Here is a 20,555-nt window from a genome sequence, read left to right as displayed (position 1 = left end):
ACGCAGGTCCGACCACGCACGGGCACGGCCGGTCACAGGGCGAGGATCAGGCCGACCAGCGCGGCCATGACGGTCACGGCGCCGAACCCGGCGGCGAGCGGCTGGCCCCACGACGGGTGGCGGTGCACGACGTACGCGGCGCCGGCTGCCAGCAGCACCACGACGACGACCAGGAGCAGCGCGACGAGCAGAGCAAGCGTGGACATGGGTAGTTCCCCCTTGGGACGTGGGCACGCCCGGATGGGACGTGCGGCAGTTGGGCGGAGATGTGTTGGCCTGCTCCTGCTCCTTCTCAAACGGGGAGAGAAGGGGGTTTGGGTAGGGCGCTCAAAGTGCTCGGCGTGGGAGTTAGCTCCGCAACTCCGTTCTGACCAGCCAGTTCACGGCATAAGCAATCCCGATCACCGGGCAGGCAAGACGTGGCGGCTGGCGTCGACTCTTCCCCTGCCGGATCTCCCGTTCAAAGCTTCTGACCTGGGAAAACGAGTGGGTCTGGACTTGAATGGGGGCCGCCGATCCAGTAGGGGATCTCCTCGTACGCGTAAAAGGGCGGCCCCGGAAGGCGCCCGCCGGGATGACGGACACAGGCCTCGACGTATTCCGCCGCATCTCGAGCGTTAAGAGCCCCGGTCCCACCGGACGGGCAGCGCACGCCTTCCGCCGGCGCAGATGCCGGACGGGAACCCGCGCGGTGGTGCGGAGCGGGCAGCGGGGGCAGCCAGGATGGGCGGATGACCGACCGCCGACCGCTGGGCCCCGGATGCGACCGAGCCGAACTCTCCCCCGCGGACACCGAGCTACCGACGCGCCACGCGCCCGGCTCGCCGCCGAACGCCTCGACGCCCAAGCGGCCACCGCCCCGGCTCCCGCGCGGCCGACCGGACGCTGGGTCCTGGGCACCGGCACCGCCCCGGACCCAGCCTCAGGCGCACACGCGTGCAGACGCGCGGGCGAGGGCGGCATGCGCGGCACCCGTAGGGCCCCGGCTCCGGGGGGCCGGGACGCGGGGCGGCGGCGCATCGGACCAAAAGCGCCGGAGCCCCACCGAAGCGGCCAGAACCCCGGGGCCGGGCGCTGCTGATCGACAATCGGCCCACCCAGATCAGCATCAGCCCCGGAATCGGCCGCCGATCGAACCTGATCAGCCGTCACCCGCCATTCGCCGTCGATCAGCGGCCAAGCAGCCACGCCCGGGGCGGGTGTCTCCTCTGTCTGCGCGCCGTGTCCCGATCCCGCCGCACCAACATGTACGCAGCAGATAGGCATTTCCGCAGGTCAGAGCACAATCACCTTCAGCAAGGTGCGTCCCCCCTGTTTGCCGTCCGACCCGATCTTCCTGAATTTTGAGTTCAGCCTCGCCGCCGTGACCGTCGCCGCACTCGCCGCATCACTTGGACATGCCAGGACACCCGCCCGCGCCCGGCTTCGCGCGAGGTCGGAAAACTCACCGCATCACACACGTATGACTGCCGTGCAGCATGGCAAATGCATCAGCCGTGAGCCACCCACGGCAATTTTAGTAAAACCCATTGCTGTACAGGAAAAAGGAATCCAATTATCGATTAGGTGCGGGAATAATTCTCTGCAAGTTTTTGCCATCAGACGATCACCCGTTGCGTGGTCGCGTTGCCGTGCCCTCGGGGCCTGAGTGACGCCCCGGTCCTCGATCGGGGCTCCAGGAGGTCTCGCGGCAGGTTGGCTCCACATCAGCAAAAGCTCAGGGCGGCTCGCCGAGACTCGCGACGGTGGCTCTACGGAGTGGTTGGACTGGGCGCTGGACTGTGGGTGACTGCTATGCCGCGACTGCTGCGGCAGCCGGTCCGAAGACGTCGTCGAAGTGGTGCGCTTGCTCTGTGCGTACGAGGTGGAAGGCGCCGCTGCGGTGGCGTAAGGCGTGGGCGGTGTAGTGGATGACCTCGGCCGGGGTGAGGACTTTCAGGTCGCCGAAGACGTAGTACAGCGGGGTCGGGGCGTGGGCCGCGGTGAAGAGGAGGCCAGCGTTGACGGTGTCGGTGCTGATGGCGTAGCGGTCGGTGTCGGTGCTGGGCATGCGGTCTTTGGCGTCAATGGTGATCAGGTCGGTGCCGCGGGCGGCGATCAGGTCGGGAAAGTACCGCAGGGTGGAGCGGGTGCGGCGCAGGGCGTCGCGTACGGCGGGCGGGTAGGTGCCCTGTCCGCAGGGGTGGACGGTCCAGCCGCGTGCTTGCAGAGCGGCAGCTACTCGGTGTTCGTGCACATCGCCTACTGCCTTGCGGTCCTGCCACTGCCTCACCGCGGTGCCCCCTCGAGTAAGTTCAGCAACTCACATGAGTGATACGAAGCGTTCACTATTCGTACTACCCATCCGGTGCCTATGATGCCCCTCATGGCGGCATACGTTGACCCACGCTTTCGTCCCATGCTCTGGCCGGGAACTCCCGTACCCGCACCGGAGTTGCGGCCCGTGCTCGGGGCACGGGCCGACGGTGAGTGGATCGTCTGGGAGCCCCACCTGCGATCCGAGGGAGGGACCGTTCCGCTGCCGGAGGACTTCTACCTGCGCGAATTCATGGAACTCGACCCCACGGATCTCAACGCCGTGGCCGCCATGATGCGTACCTACGGATCCCTGGGTGGCAGCATCACGACCAGCGGCTGGGACGAAGAGGAGTACGAGCGGCTCAAGGGACTCACCGAGCGCGAACACCCCGTCCACGGGCCGTTCTGCCTGCACGGCGAACTGGCCACGCTCTACGTGACGCAGACCCAGGCGGCGATCACGACCTGGCTGGCCCTGCGGCGCGAGGGCGGCCTCGACGCACTCGTGGAAGCCGAAGTCTCCGAGGAACAACTGGCGCAGTGGCAGTCCGACAATACTCACCGAGACGAGGCGTGGCCGCGCGACCTGGACCATATGCGCGAGATCATGTTGGGAATGAAGATCAGCGATCTGGTAGATGAACTGAACGCCGCGCTCAAGCCGTTCAGCATCGGCATCGGCGGCCTGACGGATCGCTACCCCAGCATCCTGTCGGTCGTCTTCCTCCAGCTGTACAACCACCTCGCCGAGGACGCCACGATCCGCGAGTGCGCAAACGAGACCTGCCGCCGCAGCTTCGTGCGCCAGCGCGGCCGCGCCGAGTACGGGCAGAACCGCACCAGCGGCATCAAGTACTGCACCCGCGAATGCGCCCGCGCCCAGGCCCAGCGTGAACTGCGCCGGCGCCGCAAACAGCAGACCTCTCAGAGCCAGGAGCCTCCGGTCGAGAACCCGATGCCGCAGGACGGCCCAAGGCCCGTCGGCCAGGCGGGAGCTGAGCGATGATCAGTCTGCGAGAGCACCAGACGGAGGCAGTCTCGCGGATCCGGAAGTGGGCGGGTTTCCCCGTACGGTCATCCGCACCCGCCCGAGGGCTGCGTGGAACCGTTGTCTCCGCGACCGGATCCGGAAAGACGATCACAGCCGCGTGGGCTGCGCTGGAGTGCTTCCGTGGCGGGCGGATCCTCGTCTTGGTCCCCACCCTCGACCTGCTCGTGCAGACCGTTCAGGCGTGGCGGAGGGTCGGCCACACGGGGCCGATGGTCGCGGTGTGCTCGCTGGAGAAGGACGACGTCCTGGAGCAGCTGGGCGTACGGACCACCACGAACGCGATCCAGTTGGCGCTGTGGGCGGGGCACGGGCCGGTGGTCGTGTTCGCCACGTACGCCTCGCTCGTGGACAGGGAGGATCCCGAGGATGGCACGGGCCGGGCGAAGGTGCGCGGACCGCTGGAGACAGCGCTGGCGGGCGGAGAGCGGTTGTACGGACAGGCAATGGCGCCGTTCGACCTCGCGGTCGTCGACGAAGCCCACTCAACCGCGGGTGATCTTGGTCGGCCGTGGGCGGCGATCCACGACAACACCCGCATCCCGTCGGACTTCCGGCTCTATCTCACCGCCACCCCCCGCATCCTCGCCCCACCCCGGCCGCAAAGAGGCAGGGACGGCCAGGAGCCGGAGATCGCGACCATGGCCTCCGACCCGGACGGCCTGTACGGCGAGTGGATCTACGAGCTCGAACTGTCCGAGGCGATCGAACGCGGCATCCTCGCCGGGTTCGAGATCGACGTGCTGGAGATCCACGACCCCTCTCCCGTCCTCGGGGAGTCGGAGGAGGCGCAGCGGGGCCGGCGCCTCGCGCTGCTGCAGACGGCACTCCTGGAGCACGCCGCCGCGCGGAACCTGCGCACGGTCATGACCTTCCACCAGCGGGTGGAGGAAGCCGCCGCGTTCGCGGAGAAGATGCCTCAGACGGCCGCCGAGCTGTACGCGGCCGAGGTCTCCGACGAGGCCCTGGCCGACGCGGGCACCCTGCCGAAGTCGTCGATCGACGCGGAGTTCTACGAGCTGGAGGCCGGCCGCCACGTACCGCCGGACCGCGTCTGGTCGGCATGGCTGTGCGGCGACCACCTCGTCGCCGAACGACGCGAAGCCCTACGGCAGTTCGCCAACGGCATCGATGGCGCGGGCCGCCGCGTGCACCGAGCCTTCCTCGCCTCCGTCCGGGTGCTCGGCGAAGGCGTCGACATCGTCGGTGAGCGGGGCGTGGAGGCGGTGTGTTTCGCCGACACCCGCGGCTCCCAGGTGGAGATCGTGCAGAACATCGGCCGGGCCCTGCGCCCGAACCCCGACGGCACGGCCAAGACCGCCAGGATCATCGTGCCCGTCTTCCTGAAGCCCGGCGAGGACCCCGACGACATGATCGCCTCCGCCTCGTTCGCACCCCTTGTAGCCGTCCTCCAAGGACTCCGTAGTCACTCGGAACACCTCGTCGAACAGCTCGCCAGCCGGGCGCTGAGCAGCGGGCGGCGGCAGGTGCACGTGAAGCGGGACGAGGACGGGCGGATCATCGGCACCGCGGCCGAAGGCGAGGGCGAGGGCGGGAAGGACGAGACCGGCGGCTCGGTGGAGACGGCGCTGCTGCACTTCTCCACCCCGAGAGATGCGGCGACGATCGCGGCGTTCCTGCGTACCCGGGTGTACCGGCCGGAGTCCCTGGTGTGGCTGGAGGGTTATCAGGCACTGCTGCGCTGGCGGAAGGACAACCACATCACCGGCCTGCACGCGGTCCCGTACGACGCCGAGACCGAGGCCGGCGTCACCAAGGCGTTCCCCCTCGGGCGGTGGGTCCACCAGCAGCGGCGCGTGTACCGTGCGGGCGAACTCGACGACCACCGCAAGACCCTGCTCGACGAAGCCGGCATGGTGTGGGAACCCGGCGACGAAGCCTGGGAGAACAAACTCGCCGCGCTGCGCTCCTTCCACCGCACCCACGGCCACCTCGCGCCCCGGCGAGACGCCATCTGGGGCGACGCCAACAGTGAACTGATTCCGGTCGGGGAGCACATGGCCAACCTCCGCCGCAAGGACGGCCTCGGTAAGAACCCGCAGCGTGCGGCAGCCCGTGCCGCACAGCTCGCGCAGATCGATCCGGACTGGGACTGCCCGTGGCCGCTGGACTGGCAACGCCACTACTGCGTCCTCACCGACCTCGCCGCCAACGAACCCGATGGAGTCCTGCCCGACATCGCCCCCGGTGTCCTCTACGAAGGCGATGACCTCGGCAAATGGCTTCAGCGGCAACGCCGCAGCTGGACGGAGCTCTCCCAAGAGCAGCAGCAGCGGCTCGCGAGGCTGGGCGTGACACCCGCCGAAAGGCCCGCCCCGGCCCCGGCCGCAAAGGACGGCGGGAAGGCATCAGCCTTCCAACGCGGTCTGGCGGCCCTCACCCAGTGGATCCAGCGAGAGGGCGTCCAGAAGGCAGTGCCACGGGGGCACGTCGAATGCATCGTCATCGACGGCCAGGAGCACCAACACAAGCTCGGCGTATGGATCTCCAACACCAAGTCGAGGCGGGACAAGCTCGGCCCCGAGCAGCGGGCCGCCCTCACCGAACTCGGCATCGAATGGGCCTGATGGTGAACGAGGAAGCGTGCCGTCCTCAGCTGGCGATGCACCGGGGCGGGGTCACGGTGGCGGAGTGAGGTAGTGAGATACAGCGCGAGTTGGGCTTCAAGATCTGCGACGCGTTTGTCCAGGAAGCGATTGTTCTGACGGGTGAAGCTTCCCCTTGATCTTGGACACCTGGAGACTGGGATCTGAGGTTCCAGAGGAAGTAGTGCCAGGTGGGAAGCAAGTACACGAAGCGGTACTCGGATGAGTACAAGCGCGACGCGATCGAGCTGGTGCGGTCGTCGGGCCGGACGGTGACCGAGGTCGCCCGGGAGCTCGGGATCAGCTCGGAGTCCCTGCGGGGCTGGGTGAAGAAGGCCCGGGCTGCCGAGGGTGCCGGTTTCGGGCCGGGCGTCACGCGGTCCCAACCTGGCGCGGACGACCGGGACGAGGAGCTGAAGCGGCTGCGGAAACTCACTGCCGAGCAGGCGAAGACGATCGAGATCCTGAAAAAAGCGACCGCCTTCTTTGCGAAGGAAAGCGACCGGTGAGCGCGATATGCCGGTTCATCCATGCAGAGAAGGCCAACTACACGATCACGCTGCTGTGCAAGGTGATGAAGACGGCTCGCTCGACGTACTACGCCTGGGTGGCCGGCTGTCAGGCCCGGGAAGAGCGGCGGCGGGCGGATGAGGCCCTGGCGCACGAGATCACGGTGATCCACGTCGCGTCCCGGGGCAACTACGGCGTCCCGCGCATTACCGCCGAACTACGCCGCCAGGGACGGCTGGTGAACCGCAAGCGGGTGGAGCGGGTCATGCGGGAGCACAGCATCGCCGGGGCCAGCCGACGCACCGGCCGCCGCAGTCTGACCAAGGCCGACACCAAGGCCGCCCCGTCTCCCGATCTGATCGGCCGGGACTTCACCGCCGCCCGCCCCGGCACGAAGATCGTCGGGGACATCACCTACATTCCCACCGGCGAAGGCTGGCTCTACCTCGCCTCCTGGCTGGACCTGGCCACCCGTGAGGTGATCGGCTACTCGATGGCCGACCACCACCGGGCCGACCTGGTCGTCGACGCCCTCGACATGGCCGCCGGCCTCGGCCGCCTGGAACCCGGCTGTGTGATCCACAGTGATCGCGGATCGGAGTACACCTCCGCTCAATTCCGCGCTCGTATAGCTGAGTTGGGGCACCGGCAGAGCATGGGCCGAACCGGAAGCTGTTTCGACAATGCCGCCGCAGAGAGTTTCTGGGCCGTACTCAAAGAGGAGATCGGCACCCGTTTCTGGCCCGACCGCGCCACCGCCCGCGCCGACATCTTCGACTTCGTCGAGACCTTCTACAACAGACGCCGCCTGCGCAAACACATCAACTGGGGTTACCTCACGCCCCACGAGACACGCCTGCGCTACCAGCAAGATCAAGCCCTCGCGGCGTAACGAAAACGTGTCCAAGATCACGGGGAAACTTCAGGTGAGCCGACGGCCAACCGGCGAACAACCGGCGACCGGGACCACTACGAAGATCACGACCTGTCTGTGGTCTTCGAAAGGAACCCCTTCATGCGTCTCGCCCGTGCCGCCGGTGCCGCGGCTGCCGTCGTCTCCGCGCTCACTGTCCTGCTCGCCCCGACCAGCACCGCGTACGCCGCCCCCGGCGACACTGTCGTGCTGTCCGCCCGCGACGCACTTCAGGCCCTCCCCGTCCAGGACGAAGACCGCACCGGGTATGAGCGGACGAAGTTCCGGCACTGGATCGATGCCGACCGCGACGGCTGCTCCACGAGGAGCGAGGTCCTCCTGGAAGAAGCCGTCACCGCCCCCGCGCCCAGGGCACCAACTGCGCGCTGAGCGGCGGCTCCTGGCACTCCCCCTACGACGACACCACCTTCACCCAGGCCCGAGCCCTGGACATCGACCACCTCGTCCCCCTCGCCGAATCCTGGGACTCCGGCGCCTCCGGATGGACCGCGGCCGAGCGCCAGACGTACGCCAACGACCTCGACGACCCCCGCGCGCTGATCGCCGTCTCCGCCGCCAGCAACCGCTCCAAGGCCGACCAGGACCCGACCACCTGGCAGTCGCCCGCCGAGATCTACCGCTGACGCCACCGACTGGATCGCGATCAAAACCCGCTGGGGCCTCGCAGTCGACCCCGCTGAACAGGCCGCGCTCGCCAAAGTCCTCGACGGCTGCCCGGACCCACCATCGAAGTCACCCTCGCCCGCTGACCCTCGCCCGGCGCACCTCCGCAGCGTCGGCGATCTTTTCCGTCCGGAATTCGTTGCACGGGCATGACACCGCACAACCCCCGGCCGTGCGTGGAGCAGTACACCGAAGAGATCGCCGACAACGCCTGTCACTTCGCCGACACAGCCAGGCCGGAAGACTGGAGCGCGGAGGCCAAGGACGATGTCCTGGACGCAATCGACACCCCGCCAGGGCACCATGCGTACTCGGACCGGACATGGCCAAGGCCCTCGAGCCCGTGAAAGCAACCACGACCGACGCACCCCGACGCCTGGGCCTGACCGACGGCGAGGCGTAATAGATCTGCTGAATGCTCTCGCCCAGCACCGGGCTGCGGAAGGTGCCGTGACGAAAATCGAACGAGTCACCCCCTGCAGCGCCCATGTCAGCCGTCTCCCCCAAGCGCTGCTGCACCCTGCGACTCTGGCTTTGGACGCCCTCGAACAGTGTCGGGGGTTGTCCTGCAGGGCGGCCGTTCGTCAGGCGGCACGGACGAGGTGTTTAGGCAGGAACGACCAGGCGCGTTCCACGCCGGATCCCCTCCCCGGCCCAGGGCGGCGGCGTGCCCGGGAACTGGAGCGAACAGCGAGGAGGACGAAGGTGTCGTGGGCCTGCTGGACGGTCCAGGGAGGTGGGTGGGACTGGGGTGTAGGCAGCGGGGATGAGGGCCCCGAAGAGGCGGGGGTCAACGGAGGTGTCGGTCGGGGTGGGGGGTGATGTCACACAATTCGTCCGGACCCGGCAGCGGATTGGAGTCGAGCTGCGCGCCGGGCTGCCGCCGTGAGGCGTCGGCGAGCCGGTGGGCGGTCTCGGCGGGGCTGCGTGCCACAGCCGCCTGGGCCCGGTCGGCCCGGTAGGCGCTCCGGACCAGTTAGGCGCCGGCCCAGGTCGGCAGCAGTGCCGCGAGCACGGACGCCGAGTCCTCCAGGCGCGGGGTGACCAGGAGTGCTCCCGCGGTGCCCACAACCGGCAGGATCAGGTACACGATCCCCGCGCGCCGAACGCGTGCTCTGAGGACAACACCACTCACCCGACGAAGGGTTGCCTACGGAAGCGGCGAGGGGTATTTGTTCGGCGCGTCGCCACACTAATGAGTGAAACACCCGCCAGGCGTCCGGGAGGAACAGCTTCCTCATGCGATTCCCTACGATCGGAACTCTCCAGCGACAGTTTCAGGTGGGTGCCCCTTCTGGCGGGCCAGGACCCAGTGCAGATCTCCTGAATCCGGACATACCGTCCATGAACTGAGCAGTCCTGTCATGGCCAATTGGTCAAGCGCGTCGGGTAGTTCTGCGGGCTGGATGCCGCAGGCGCGTGCCATCTGGTCGAGTTCGCTCAGACCATCCCCGGTTTCCGGGGCGGTGTGTGCCGTGAGGTAGAGGCTCGCCAGCTGCAGTAGTGCTCCGGCTGTCCCTGTCGTGGGCGGAGAGCTGGCGCGCAGTGCCCAGTCCGCGGCGTGCATGCGGTCTGGGCGGGCTGCGGCCTGGCCGAGCAGGGCGGCGTCGAGCAGTTCAGCAGCGATCTCGTTGGCGGCGTTTGTGGGGGTGATGCTCAGCCATCGTGCGCGTTCCAACTCGTCCAGCAGGCCCTGGTTGCCGAGGAGGAGGCTGCGCAGTATGCCTTTGGGCAGCCGGACTTGCATGGTGGCGTTCATACGTAGCGCGCATTGCAGCGCGAGCAGGCGGGCGGCGGCCGAGGTGCCCGGCGGGAGGGCGGCGGCCAGGTAGCTGAGCATTTCGCGCACCCGGACGTGTTCGCCCGGCCCTCTGGGAAGTCGTCTGCGCCGCCGGGCGGTTGCTGGCTGCTGCGGTGGGCGGACCAGGACGGTGTCGGGTACGACGGCGGCCTGGACTGTCGCTGTGGCGCAGGCGCTGCAGGTGTCGGCGAGTCGCCATACTCGTCCGCCGCGTTCGCGTGCGAGGAGGAGGTGGATGGGGCCGGCGCAGCCGCGGTGGCGGGGGTGCCAGTTGCAGCCGCGTTCGTGGCATTGACAGATCCGCAGGTGCGAGGGGAGGAGGTTGCTGCGTGCGTGTCGTGCGAGGTGGGCGAGGGCGGCTGAGCGAGCGGAGGCTGCGGTGACCTGTCCTGTGCCGTGCGGGCATTGGTGGCAGACGAGGGTGAGCCCGTTGGGGCGTGTGCGGAGTTCCACGGTCCAGGCGCGTGGTGTCGCTGGGCGTGTTGTGCGCGGCCTCATGGGCGCGTGTTCCTCCTGTCGCGTGCGCGCCGGTCCCGTCTTTGGCTGTTGGGGGCGGCCGCTCACCGTAGTGCAGACCTCTGCCCTGTTGTGGATGTCGCCACCTGCCGAAACAGGGCAGAGGTATGCACCGACAGTGCAGGGGTCTGCACCGTCGGATGGACGGGTGACGATCTTGCCGCCCGATCCGGACCTCACTGCGCTGCGGTTCGAGCTCGCGCGCCTGCGGGCCGCGCGCGGGTGGAGCTATGACGAGCTTGCCTCCCGCAGCGGCCTGGCCAGACGCACTGTCATCGAGATCGAGCAGGGCCGCACCATCGGCACACTGAAGACCTGGCACGCTCTCGCCCACGCCCTGGACACCCCGTTCGACGAGCTCTTCAGCACCCTGTGCCGGGGGCATGACCTGCCCGGACCGACCCCGGACTGACACCCAGCCCGAGCGGCTGCCGCAGATCACCCGAACCAGCGAGACAGCACCGAACACGCGATCGACAATTCGCACTCCAGTCACACCGCGTGGGGCTGTCCGGGCGATCCGGCGGCAGCGCTGCCATGGATTCGGCGTGTTGGCTGGCAGGTTCGCCCGCATGCGCTCCACACCACCCCCCACGCCCCGGCACTGGGACGGCAGCCCACTTGTCCCCCACCGCGTGCGCCATTGTCTGCAGGTCACCCCCGGCAGCGCCAGCCGGCTGCTGCGCTGCGGCCAGAGCGACCGGTGCCGCGCCTGCGGCAATCGGATCGAGTGGTACCACCGCGGCAATCGGCGCCCCGTCCGTCTCCACCCGCACGAACTGCCGGCCGCACGGGTGCCCGCCGGGTGCCGCTGGCATGTCAGCTCCGGCATGGCGCACCCTGCCGGAGACGGCAGCAGCTGGTGCCGCCTGCCGCACGCCCTCGTCTGCCCCGCCCGAGACACTCCCCCGACTCCCCCCGAGCTGGCCCAACTGCGCCGGGTACTGGCCGTGAACTCCCGCCGCCTGATCGACGCCGGTACCTTTACCCCTTCCCCCGCCCCGCCGGACGACCCGACACCCCAGCCGACCGTCTGCCGGCCGGCCAGGCCCATCGTGCAACTGCTGTATGTCCGCTACCTCGCCGCCCGCCCGGTGGAGGAGATCCAGTGCGTCGCCCAGACCCGGCGCCGCCACCGCTGCACCAGCCCGCTGCTCACGCCCGACGCCCCGGCCGGCACCTGGGTGCTGATGCCGGCCACCGCAACCAGCGGTCAACTGGCCCTGCCTGCTGAGGTCATGGCGGTCTATGACCTCAGCAGACTTCCGTACGCCGAGCAGCTGCGGTGGCGCGCCCAGCGCTGTCCGCAGCACGCCGCCACGCCCACGGCCGCCGACCTGGCAGTGGCCGACTGGGACCCCTTCGACCCCCTCCGCCACCACGAGCACATCCGCACCCGCCTGCCCGCTCGCACCCGACGCCCCGGCTCCGCGAGCCGTGCACGAGGGGCGGCCCGGCCGTGACGCCGTACCACGCCGTCGAGATCACCCTGACCAGACCCGCCAGCTTGGGCGAGCTCCGGCATGCGCGCCGCAGGGTGCCCCTGGACGCGAACGCGGACCGCACCCGGATGATGGTGGTGCACAGCGCACCCAGTCCCGGCGGCGCCCTGCACCTGCTGCGGCGCCGGCTGGGCACACGACTGCCGATCGGCCTCCTGACCACGCACTACCCCAGCCGGCGCGGCAAGGTCCTGCTCAACATCGCCCTCAGTCACGCCGCCGACAGGGCTCTGCACCGGGATGCAGCTGTCGTGGGACAGCGGCCGCAGGACGTGCTCAGCCAGCGCGTGACCGCGGCCCTTGCCCAGAACGCACAGGAACGCGTCCGGCACCTGGAGGACCGGCTGGAGAGCCTGCTCGCCCGCCATGCTCCCGAAGAAGTCCTGGCCTGCGTTACTAGCTCCGTGCTCAGCCGTCAGCACCGCCGCGCACCAACCGCACGGTAAAGCCTCTCCCCCGCGCAGCGCCCCAACGCGGCGGCTGCGGACGCCCCTGCTGTCTCTTGACTCGATTCTTCTCTTTCGCGGAGCCTTTGTTGCACACGCCCACCGACGAACAGGCCCACGCCGTCGATTCCTTCCGGGCCGGTCACCACCTCGTCCTGCAGGCCGGTGCCGGGACGGGGAAGACCAGCACGCTCGGTCTGCTCGCCGCCGGCACCCACCGCCGCGGCCGCTACCTCGCCTTCAACAAGGACATCGCCCGGGACGCCGCCACCCGCTTCCCCAGCACGGTGCTGTGCAAGACCGCCCACGCCACCGCCTATGCCGCCGTCGGCCACCGCTACACAAGCCGGCTCAACAGTCCCCGCCAGCCGGCTTGGAAGGCCGGCCAGGCACTCGGCATCACCCGGCCGGTCCGTATCGGCGATCATGAGATCAGCCCCCGGGCGCTCTCCCACACCGTGCTGCGCACCGTGACCCGCTACTGCCACTCCGCCGACCGCACCCTGGCCCACCACCACGTGCCACGCCTGCGCGGCCTGAACACACCCAGCGAGCAGGCCCAGCTCACCAGCGCTGTCATGCCGTTCGCGAGCAAGGCCTGGGCCGACCTGCACAACCCCGACCAGGGCGTGGTCCGCTTCGAACACGACCATTACCTGAAAATGTGGGCCCTGACCGAGCCGAAGATCGAGGCGGACTTCCTCTTCCTGGACGAGGCCCAGGACACCAATCCGGTCCTGGAGGAGGTCTTCGCCGCCCAGCGCAGCCACGCCCAGCTCGTCATGGTCGGCGACTCCGCCCAGGCCATCTACGGCTGGCGCGGCGCCCGGGACGTGATGACCGGGTTCGACGCCACACCCCTCACCCTGACCCGCTCCTTCCGCTTCGGCCCTCTGATCGCCGAAGAAGCCAACCGGTGGCTCACGCTCGCTGACGCCCCCATCCGCCTGACCGGCACCGAGACCATCCCTGCCGAGGTCGGGGATCTGGATTGCCCTGACGCAGTGCTGTGCCGCACCAACATCGGCGCCATGGCCGAAGTCATGCGACTGCTCTCCACTGGCCACCGCGTCGCGCTCACGCGGGGAAAGCAGCAGCTGGCCGCGCTGGCGCTCTCGGCCCGCGACCTCAAAGGCGGCCGCCGCACCTCCCACCCCGAACTCGTTCTCTTCGCCTCCTGGGGCGAACTGCAGGACTACGCCGCACACGACCCCGCAGGCCGCGACGTCCAGCCCTTCGTCGACCTCGTCGACACCCACGGACCCGACGCCATCCTCACCGCCGTCGACCAGCTCACCGACGAAAAGCACGCCGACGTCACCGTCTCCACCGCCCACACAGCCAAAGGCCGCGAATGGCCCACCGTCAAAATCGCCGACGACTTCCCCCCACCCAAGAACACCGACCAGCACGACGACCAAGGACGCCCCATTCCGGAACCCGTCAACGACACCGACGCCCGCCTCGCCTACGTCGCCGTCACCCGCGCCCGCCAGCAACTCGACCTCGGCGGCCTCTCATGGATCAACACCCACCCCACCACGCCGAGCGCGGGCCGAAGCCTGCGCAACGGGTAGCGTCATGACCTGCGCAGGGTTAAGCCCGGGCTCCCGCCGAGCAGGCCCACCGACCAAAGGAGGTCACGATGACATTCGCGCCCGCAGAGCAAGAGGCGATCGCCGCCCACTCTGCCGCTCTGGGCCTGTCCGCTGATGAGTACATCCGTCAGACGGCAGCCGACCGGGCCCTGTCTTGGCAGCGCGAGCGGGAAACCTTCCATGCGATGGCACAGCGACGTGGCTGCACTACCGAGGAGCTGGTGCAGCGCGGAACCCTCACCGACAACAGCCACTAACCAGCCCGCGTCCATAGCCGCCGGGGCAAGTTGCCACGCGAGAGGTGCGGCTCGTCCGCCAACGCCACTGCCGGTGGCTGGCCCGCCTGTTCTGCCCGGTTCGCGTGCTCCGCCTTACCCCCCGGCAGAAGGCACTGCTGACTGCTGCCCGGACCACATGAGTAAGATTCTCTATCGATAAAGCTGGCCTCGCAGGTCAGCAAGGGGTCATCCCCACGCAAGTAGGGGTCTATCCAGGGCCGCACCACCGGTGGCGTCACCACCTGGTTGTTCCCCACGTGGGTGGGGGTCTGCCCTCAACGAACGCGGCCAACCCGCTGCTGAGCAGTGAGCGGGCGCCGGTCGAGCACGGCTTCGTGGACCTAGACGTGGGCTCCGGGGCAACCGGCTCGCGTTGGTTGTGGCGGGCTGGTCGTTTATCGACACCTCCGGGAGGGTGGATGTGCCAGCCGCTCCCCCACGTTGAGGGTCACTCGGCGTGGAGTATCGCGGATAGTTGCCGGTGCCGCACCGCCAGCTCTGGTGGCGGTGCGGATGCGCCCAGACGCCGGGACGGTGTGAATGTGGGAACGCTTCAGTCGGTGTGACGTTGGGTGGGGTCGAGGCGGCTGAGGACGGCGCGCACGAGGTCCCGGCTATAGGGATGGAGCGGTGCGGCCGCGCCATGTGGAGTGGCCGGGTTCGTCGGACCCGTGCTACCGGTCCCCTTCGAGCCTGTGCCGCCGTGCTGTTCCCAGAGCAGGTAGGTGATTTTGGCCCACTGGCGGAAGTTGCCGTGGCAGACGACGTCGTCGATCCACAGCAGTTCGTCGGTGGGTACGTCCGCCCACAGCGGGTGGTACTTGGGGATGACGGTGAGGACTTCTGCGGGGGTGAGGGGCTTGTAGCGCTGCCAGACAAGGATGCGGGAATCCAGCGCAGGACGGTTCTTGATCTTCTGGTAGCAGGTTTCGGCTCCGACCAGGACGACGGCGAGGCGGGTGTCCTCGTCGTCCCAGAGTTCGCGGATGAATTCGAAGGCACGGGTGTCCAGCCACTGGGCTTCGTCGACGACCAGGACGCGCGGGGTCTCCGACAGCGCTTCTTTGAGCATGGTTTCGCAGCGGGTGCTGTTGAGGGGGGCCTCGCCGGGTAGTTCGAGCTTTTTGTACAGGGCGGCACGCAGGGCCTGGATTTTGGCGGAGCCGACTTTGATGCGCAGGGTGGTGTGGGGGGCGAGGTCGTCGAGGTGGCTGTTGACGGCGAAGGTCTTGCCGAGGCCGACGCCGCCGTGGACGCACATGATGGCGCCCTTGCCGGCGTCGGCGTTGAGGGTGGTGACAAGGTTGGCGTAGGTCTCTGCGCTGGCGTTGGTCAGCATGGCCCGGGCCTCGGGCAGGCCCATGTAGTGGTAGTTGGGGCCGGTAGCCGACTGGCTCTCGGGCGTGGTGGTCGGGTGGGTCACTCGGTGTCCTGGGGCTTGGGGGCGGACAGGGGCTTGGTCCAGCGGGTGGAGGCGGGCTGGGGCCGGTTGAGGAGGTCGGGCCGGGCCTCGGCCTGCAGGTGACCTTCCGGGGTCTGCAGCTCGCGTAGCTGGGCGGCTGCCTGGCTGGCGGTGAGCCGGTTGAGGGGCTCGGGCGCGGCGGCGACGCTGGTGGCGGCGTAGCGGGGTGTGGCGTTCTTGCGGGCTCGGTGGGCTTTGGCGGCGTAGCGGTCGGCTTCGCGTCGGCGGGCGTTGCGCAGTTCGCGGGCTTGGCGGGGGCTCATCTCGTCGCTGCGGAAGGCGGGGCCGCGGTAGGTGAGGGTGTCGGCGTCGTAGAGCTCGACGCGGTGGTAGTGGTGGGGTTCGTGGCGCAGGCGGACCATCTCGCCGGCGCTTGAGTGGCCGTGCATCCACTCGCCGACGTAGTAGGCGCTCTTCCAGCGGACGCCCTTGCTGGTGATCTTCCGGGGTGGGCCGCCGTCGGTGAGGGTGTAGGTGTGCAGGTCGCCGGGGTCGAGGGTGTCGATGGGGGTGAGGTCGGCGTGCCAGGCCTGGGCGGGGGTGCGCCGGTAGAGGCGGGCGATGGTGTGGTCGTTGTTCCACCAGTCCACCCAGTCAAGGACGACGGTGACGAAGGTTTCGTAGTCGAGGAGTTCGTCCAGGGCCCACAGGGGCTGGCCGCGGCGGTCGCGGCGGCTTCGGGGGGTGTGGGCGTAGCCGGGCAGGCCCTTGAACAGCATGTGCTTGGCGGCGCCGTTGATGGCTTCGACGGTGCCTTTGAGGTGAGGGCTGTAGGGCGGCAGGACGATCAGTTCGGTGCCGAACTTTTTGAACGCCTCGTCCACGCACTTGCCCAGGAAGTCACGGCCGCGGTCTGTGCGGATCTTGCGGGGGATGCCGCCGGAGGGCCGGTGGTGATCAGTGCAGAGGATGGCGTCGCGGGCGGCGGCCAGGATGGCGTCCTGGCTGGGCTGGTGGGGGGTGATGGCCAGCCCGCAGATAATGGCGGTGGCGTGGTCGATGAACCAGGTGATCCAGGGTTTGCAGCGGCGTCCGTCGACGTTGACGAAGACGCTGGCTTCGACGTGGTCCGTCTCCCAAACGTCGTTGCGGTTGCCGTGCGGGCGCAAGGCGTGCACATCGTGTCGGCGGCGGGCGGCTTCGCCCCCTCTGAGGGCAGCACGCTGGCCGGGCGTGAGTTCCCGGTCTACAGCGCGGTAAAAGGTCGCCTGGGATACGCGGGGTGGGCTGCCGAAGATGCCGTCGGCGACGAGTTCGCGGTAGGTGGCTGCCGCGTTGCCGTTCCATCGGGCCAGGGCTTCGTGCATGGCCGGGGTGAGGGTGAAGTGGCGGCGGCCTTGGGGGGTGTAGGTGCCGTTGTGGGTGTCGGCGTTGTCCATCCAGCGGCGCACGGTGCGCCAGTGGACGGTGAAGGCAGCGGCGACGGTACGGACGGGGGAGGTGGTGGCGGAGTTCCCCGACGGGGTCGGGGTGCGGGCCGTGCAGGACGAGGGGCTCGTCGGGGATGCAGGCGCGCCGGCCCAGGTAGGGGCCGAAGGCGGGCTGTTCGAGCCGCTGGACGAGGTGTTCCAGGAGCGGGTCGGGGCCCTGCACGGCGAGGGTGAAGACGGCGTCGGCGAGGTAGACGCGTCTGCTGATGAGGGTGGACTTGTTCTGGGGGCGGTAGTCGCCGGCGCTGGTGCGCAGGCCTTGTTTGTGGGGGCGGCCGCCGCCGGCGGTGTGGTAGTCGGTGTGGCGTATGCCGGGCCGGTCGATGCGGACGGTGAGCTCCAGGTCGGTGTAGGGGCTTTTCCCGGTGTCCGGGTCGGGTGCGAGGGCTTCTTCGCGCTGGAGCCCGTCCGCGGCGGCGAACAGGCCGATGAGGGCGGAGCGGGTGGGGAAGGGGAAGGTGTCGCGGTAGTGGAAGGCGGCGTGTTCGCCGAAGGACATCAGCGGGGCGGCCAGGCGCAGCAGGATGCCGTTCATGCGGCCGCCTGTGTCGGGGAGGGCTGGGCGGCGGTCTGGGTGAGGGCGTCGGTCAGGTCGTCGAAGCTGGCGTGCGCGGTGCCGAGGTGGTCGACGGGTGCGTCGTGCGCGGTGGCGTAGCCGGAGCCGATCAGGCGGCGGGGGCCCAGCAGCCGGTTCAGTGCGCCGGCGTGCTGGGACAGGGCCTTGACGGCGGGGACGGTGTAGCCGCCGCCGGGGGCGCTTTTGACGGGCTGTTCGAAGGCTGCGGCGAAGGAGACCGGGCGGCGGTCGCGTACCGCGTAGTGGACCAGGTGGGGATAGGTGTGCGGGGCGGTGGCGGTCTTCTTCGCGCCGGGCATGACGTCGATGAAGGTCTCGGTGAACAGCTCCAGCAGGTGCAGGGCCTGGTCGTGGTCGCCGCCCAGGTTGCGGGTCAGTTCGGTGAGGTTGACGGTGGCGTAGCGGTAGAGCAGGCCGGTGGTGAAGAAGCCGGTCTGCAGGTGCGCGCTGCCCGCCTCGTGGGGCAGTGACCAGTCCTCCACCGCGGTGAAGTAGTCGGGCTGCTGGCTGCTTTGGTGGACGGAGAAGGAGTGGGCCATCTGCACGGCCCCGTCGACCTGGGCACCGGGTACTTCGGCGAGCATGCGGCCGAAGAGATTGATGGTGGCCGTGCGTCGGCGGATGAGGGCGGCGACTGTGGGTGTGGGCAGGACGGCCTCCGTCTTCTCCTTCTTTGCCTTCCTGCGGGTGCCCTTGGCCTCGGCCTCCGCTTCCTGTGCCTTCTGCGCCTTCTCCTTGGCGAGGGCCTCTTCCAGCTGCTGGCGGTGTTCGGCGCACAGGTCGGTGAGGTCATCGAGCACGGTGCGCGGCAGGTAGAGGGTGACCGAGGTAATGCCTCCCTGCTTCTCCTCGGTCTTCAGTCCTTCCCTGGTGGCCGAGCGCACGATCTGGGCGCCGGCGAAGGCCGCCAGGTCCGCCGGCCAGCCGGCCTCGCGCAGGGCGTCGGCGACGCGCAGGGGCAGCATGCGGGTGCGGGCGGCGTGCTCGTCGAGGTCGTCCTCCAGGCGCAGGCGGATGGCCCGCTTCCAGGACTGCGAGGACACCATGGCGCGTACCGCGCCGCCCAGTTGCAGCGTTTTGGGCGGGTCGTCCTCTCCCCGGTTCAGCACGGAGGCGGGCAGCGGGTGCAGGGCATGGAAGTCGACGTAGCGGGCGGGTGCGTAGGCGGCCATGTCAGTGCTCCTCCGAGGACAGGGTGTGCAGGGTGAGGAAGTAGTTCTCGCGCCAGCGGGCGGCGGTCTCCATCTGGTCGTGGTCCCACCAGGCCAGGTCTTCGAGGAGGACGGCGAAGTCGAGGCGGGCGGCGCTGCGGCTGTGCAGGTGGCTGGTCAGTGACCACAGCCGGGGGTGCAGCAGCGGGGTGTCGAGTTTGGTGAGGGTTTTGATGCGGTTGGTCATGGTGGCTTCTTTGAAGCCGTACCGGGCCACGGCGATGGCGAGGTGGGTTCCGAGGTCGGGGCGGCTGCGCCAGGGCCGGGCGGCCGGGCCGGGCTGTGGTGCGGGGGCCGGGCCCGGTGGTGGTGGGGCATCGGTGGCGGCCGGTGCGGTGATGGTGGCGCGGGCGGTGTGGTCCTTGCGTGGGGTGACTAACTCTGGCTGGTAGGGGGTGTTTTCGTGGGGCAGGTCACGGTCCTGGGCGATGAGGCCGGCCACGGTGTAGTGGGCGCGGTGTGCTCCGAAGCCGGCGATGTGCCGGGTGAGGTGCTCTGGCATCCGATGGCACTCTGCGATGGGACGTCCGAACCCTGAGTTGAGGTCGGCGCGGATGCTGTTGACGGCGCACAGGGTGATGACCTGGTGGACGAAGTCGTCGTAGTGGGCGCGGCGTTGCGCGGTGGTGAAAGACATGGGTGCGAAGGCCTTGGGTGGGGCGGCAGCGGGATGAAGAAGGGGGCAGAGGTTCGGGGGGTCAGTGGCTGTGGCGGCGCAACTGGGCCACGGCGAGGGCGATGGCCTCGGCGGCACGGAAGTGCTGGGCGATGGCCGGGCGGGTGGCGGCGCGTAGCGCGTGGACGGCGTCGGCGGCGAACGCTGAGCGTGCGGCGCGGGTGGGGTGGTCCAGAAGAGTCCAGAAGGTGGCCTCGGCGCGGGGCCAGTACAGGGTGCGGGCGCTGTGGGTCCAGGGCGGCAGGCGCTTCGGCGGCCGCCCGGCCTTGTCGCCGGACGGAGAAGTTACCTGGCTCCAGGCGCTCTTGGAGACGTGATCGAGGTGTTCGCCGATCTCCTCGGCGGCCTTGCGGCATTCGGCGAGGCGCTCGGCCGCGGCCGGGTCGTGTTCCTGCGTCCAGGGCCAGATTGGCGGGGTCAGGGCCGTGTACCAGGTGCGGTTGAGGGTTTTGTCGTCCTGGTCGAAGCCGTAGACCCGAACTCGCAAGGCGGCACGCAGGTCAGCAGGCAGGTCGTTGAGTGTGGTGAAGGCGTCGGGACACTGGACGGTGTAGCTCTTGCGGCCTTTGTCCGCTTTTCCTTTGCGGTCGTCCTCATCGCCCGCCAGCAGCAGGGCGTCCAGGTCCCGCCACAGGGCCCGGTCGGCGTCCGCAGGGCGCGGCTTGTGGCGCTGGGTGACGGGCTGGTCGGCATGGACGTGGTGGATGAGATAGGGGTCGAGGGCGGGGAGCTTTTTCTGGCTGGCCCAGGTCAGGTAGGCGTCGGTCACGTGGCGGCCGTCGGGTGCGGGGATGAGGAGGGCGGCGTGCCGGGAGCGGCCGGTCAGCAGTCGGCCCGGGGAGGACACCGGTGGTGGTGCGGCATCGGGGTCGGGGCCGTTGTCCAGGTCCGGGTCGGGCAGCGGTTCCTCCCAGGGGCAGCGGTCCTTGGCGTCCGGCCATAGCCGGGACGGTTTGGGCACGCCGGCCAGGAGGGTTTCGTACAGGGTGCGGCCCAGGG

At 69.3% G+C, this 20,555-nt stretch carries 20 protein-coding genes and 1 pseudogene; 11 read left to right on the top strand and 10 right to left on the bottom strand.

All coding sequences use genetic code 11. From position 1 onward, the window contains the following. Positions 1-32: 32 nt before the first annotated feature. Both STRIP9103_RS50675 and STRIP9103_RS18495 read right to left on the bottom strand, forming a co-directional pair. Positions 33-206 carry a hypothetical protein gene (locus tag STRIP9103_RS50675; RefSeq protein ID WP_009314421.1) on the bottom strand — a complete coding sequence of 58 codons (174 nt, stop codon included), beginning with the start codon at positions 204-206 and terminating at the stop codon, positions 33-35. 1,586 nt (positions 207-1,792) lie between these two features. Continuing rightward, complete coding sequence (locus tag STRIP9103_RS18495) at positions 1,793-2,272, bottom strand: hypothetical protein (RefSeq protein WP_009314437.1); 480 nt, start codon at positions 2,270-2,272, stop codon at positions 1,793-1,795. Positions 2,273-2,443: 171 nt separating this feature from the next. Between STRIP9103_RS18495 and STRIP9103_RS18490 the strand changes: the two genes are divergently transcribed. The 6 genes from STRIP9103_RS18490 (at position 2,444) to STRIP9103_RS53130 (ending at position 8,019) form a co-directional block, all read left to right on the top strand. After that, positions 2,444-3,304 carry a hypothetical protein gene (locus tag STRIP9103_RS18490; protein WP_009314411.1) on the top strand — a complete coding sequence of 287 codons (861 nt, stop codon included), beginning with the start codon at positions 2,444-2,446 and terminating at the stop codon, positions 3,302-3,304. Beyond that, positions 3,301-5,934, top strand: coding sequence for a DEAD/DEAH box helicase (locus STRIP9103_RS18485; protein ID WP_009314436.1), 2,634 nt, complete (start codon positions 3,301-3,303; stop codon positions 5,932-5,934). The genes STRIP9103_RS18490 and STRIP9103_RS18485 overlap by 4 nt, the downstream gene beginning before the upstream one ends. Positions 5,935-6,143: 209 nt before the next feature. Further along, a complete protein-coding gene (locus STRIP9103_RS50670) occupies positions 6,144-6,461 on the top strand; it encodes a transposase (protein WP_009314429.1) in 318 nt (105 codons plus the stop codon). Further along, complete coding sequence (locus tag STRIP9103_RS18475; protein WP_009314415.1) at positions 6,458-7,354, top strand: IS3 family transposase; 897 nt, start codon at positions 6,458-6,460, stop codon at positions 7,352-7,354. The genes STRIP9103_RS50670 and STRIP9103_RS18475 overlap by 4 nt, the downstream gene beginning before the upstream one ends. 123 nt (positions 7,355-7,477) lie before the next feature. Continuing rightward, a complete protein-coding gene (locus STRIP9103_RS51590; RefSeq protein WP_009314413.1) occupies positions 7,478-7,765 on the top strand; it encodes a hypothetical protein in 288 nt (95 codons plus the stop codon). Then, the gene (locus tag STRIP9103_RS53130) at positions 7,666-8,019 is read left to right on the top strand and encodes a GmrSD restriction endonuclease domain-containing protein (protein ID WP_324605688.1); all 354 of its coding nucleotides are present in this window, start codon (positions 7,666-7,668) and stop codon (positions 8,017-8,019) included. The genes STRIP9103_RS51590 and STRIP9103_RS53130 overlap by 100 nt, the downstream gene beginning before the upstream one ends. Before the next feature lie 1,016 nt (positions 8,020-9,035). Here the strand turns inward: STRIP9103_RS53130 and STRIP9103_RS49970 are convergent. After that, the gene (locus STRIP9103_RS49970) at positions 9,036-9,194 is read right to left on the bottom strand and encodes a hypothetical protein (RefSeq protein ID WP_158696887.1); all 159 of its coding nucleotides are present in this window, start codon (positions 9,192-9,194) and stop codon (positions 9,036-9,038) included. Between the two features lie 114 nt (positions 9,195-9,308). After that, complete coding sequence (locus tag STRIP9103_RS51580) at positions 9,309-9,899, bottom strand: hypothetical protein (protein WP_234022234.1); 591 nt, start codon at positions 9,897-9,899, stop codon at positions 9,309-9,311. Between the two features lie 625 nt (positions 9,900-10,524). Here STRIP9103_RS51580 and STRIP9103_RS18455 point away from each other — a divergent pair. The 5 genes from STRIP9103_RS18455 to STRIP9103_RS18435 all read left to right on the top strand — a co-directional run bounded on the left by STRIP9103_RS18455 (position 10,525) and on the right by STRIP9103_RS18435 (position 14,179). Then, entirely contained in the window at positions 10,525-10,788 is a 264-nt protein-coding gene (locus STRIP9103_RS18455) for a helix-turn-helix transcriptional regulator (RefSeq protein ID WP_009314408.1), read from the top strand. 223 nt (positions 10,789-11,011) lie between these two features. Next, positions 11,012-11,839 (top strand): DUF6083 domain-containing protein, encoded by an 828-nt coding sequence (locus STRIP9103_RS18450; RefSeq protein ID WP_309474743.1) that lies wholly within the window; start codon positions 11,012-11,014, stop codon positions 11,837-11,839. After that, on the top strand, positions 11,836-12,324 hold the full coding sequence (locus tag STRIP9103_RS18445; RefSeq protein ID WP_009314427.1) for a hypothetical protein: 489 nt from the start codon (positions 11,836-11,838) through the stop codon (positions 12,322-12,324). The genes STRIP9103_RS18450 and STRIP9103_RS18445 overlap by 4 nt, the downstream gene beginning before the upstream one ends. An 89-nt stretch (positions 12,325-12,413) precedes the next feature. Further along, positions 12,414-13,901, top strand: coding sequence for a UvrD-helicase domain-containing protein (locus STRIP9103_RS18440; RefSeq protein WP_009314410.1), 1,488 nt, complete (start codon positions 12,414-12,416; stop codon positions 13,899-13,901). Between the two features lie 68 nt (positions 13,902-13,969). After that, positions 13,970-14,179 (top strand): hypothetical protein, encoded by a 210-nt coding sequence (locus STRIP9103_RS18435; protein WP_009314423.1) that lies wholly within the window; start codon positions 13,970-13,972, stop codon positions 14,177-14,179. Positions 14,180-14,753: 574 nt separating this feature from the next. On the opposite strand, the gene STRIP9103_RS18430 is transcribed toward STRIP9103_RS18435, so the two are convergent. The 6 genes and pseudogenes from STRIP9103_RS18430 to casA form a co-directional block, all read right to left on the bottom strand. Then, positions 14,754-15,623, bottom strand: coding sequence for an AAA family ATPase (locus STRIP9103_RS18430; protein ID WP_009314419.1), 870 nt, complete (start codon positions 15,621-15,623; stop codon positions 14,754-14,756). Next, a complete protein-coding gene (locus STRIP9103_RS52800) occupies positions 15,620-17,041 on the bottom strand; it encodes a Mu transposase C-terminal domain-containing protein (RefSeq protein WP_267950630.1) in 1,422 nt (473 codons plus the stop codon). The genes STRIP9103_RS18430 and STRIP9103_RS52800 overlap by 4 nt, the downstream gene beginning before the upstream one ends. Before the next feature lie 85 nt (positions 17,042-17,126). Next, a pseudogene (gene cas5e / locus STRIP9103_RS52795) lies at positions 17,127-17,591 on the bottom strand (type I-E CRISPR-associated protein Cas5/CasD); the annotation flags it as partial. A 32-nt stretch (positions 17,592-17,623) separates the two neighbouring features. After that, positions 17,624-18,841: a type I-E CRISPR-associated protein Cas7/Cse4/CasC gene (cas7e, locus tag STRIP9103_RS18420; protein ID WP_009314426.1), complete on the bottom strand. Its 1,218-nt coding sequence runs from the start codon at positions 18,839-18,841 to the stop codon at positions 17,624-17,626. 1 nt (position 18,842) lies between these two features. Next, positions 18,843-19,517: a type I-E CRISPR-associated protein Cse2/CasB gene (locus STRIP9103_RS18415; protein WP_009314432.1), complete on the bottom strand. Its 675-nt coding sequence runs from the start codon at positions 19,515-19,517 to the stop codon at positions 18,843-18,845. Positions 19,518-19,578: 61 nt separating this feature from the next. Beyond that, a partial coding sequence (gene casA, locus STRIP9103_RS18410; RefSeq protein ID WP_009314434.1) for a type I-E CRISPR-associated protein Cse1/CasA occupies positions 19,579-20,555 on the bottom strand: 977 nt, incomplete at its 5' end.

Origin of the sequence: Streptomyces ipomoeae 91-03 (assembly GCF_000317595.1) — a bacterium.
Classification (GTDB): domain Bacteria; phylum Actinomycetota; class Actinomycetes; order Streptomycetales; family Streptomycetaceae; genus Streptomyces; species Streptomyces ipomoeae.
The sequence above is the reverse complement of the archived record's forward strand: the minus strand, read 5'-3'. Positions and strand labels throughout refer to the sequence as shown.

What these genes read in the sequence shown, in the direction of transcription:
- STRIP9103_RS51590 (WP_009314413.1), top strand. Translation starts at nt 7,478, where the DNA reads ATGCGTCTCGCCCGTGCCGCCGGTGCCGCGGCTGCCGTCGTCTCCGCG.
- cas7e (WP_009314426.1), bottom strand. Translation starts at nt 18,841, where the DNA reads ATGGCCGCCTACGCACCCGCCCGCTACGTCGACTTCCATGCCCTGCAC.
- STRIP9103_RS51580 (WP_234022234.1), bottom strand. Translation starts at nt 9,899, where the DNA reads ATGCTCAGCTACCTGGCCGCCGCCCTCCCGCCGGGCACCTCGGCCGCC.
- STRIP9103_RS52800 (WP_267950630.1), bottom strand. Translation starts at nt 17,041, where the DNA reads ATGGACAACGCCGACACCCACAACGGCACCTACACCCCCCAAGGCCGC.
- STRIP9103_RS18435 (WP_009314423.1), top strand. Translation starts at nt 13,970, where the DNA reads ATGACATTCGCGCCCGCAGAGCAAGAGGCGATCGCCGCCCACTCTGCC.
- STRIP9103_RS18415 (WP_009314432.1), bottom strand. Translation starts at nt 19,517, where the DNA reads ATGTCTTTCACCACCGCGCAACGCCGCGCCCACTACGACGACTTCGTC.
- STRIP9103_RS50675 (WP_009314421.1), bottom strand. Translation starts at nt 206, where the DNA reads ATGTCCACGCTTGCTCTGCTCGTCGCGCTGCTCCTGGTCGTCGTCGTG.
- STRIP9103_RS18485 (WP_009314436.1), top strand. Translation starts at nt 3,301, where the DNA reads ATGATCAGTCTGCGAGAGCACCAGACGGAGGCAGTCTCGCGGATCCGG.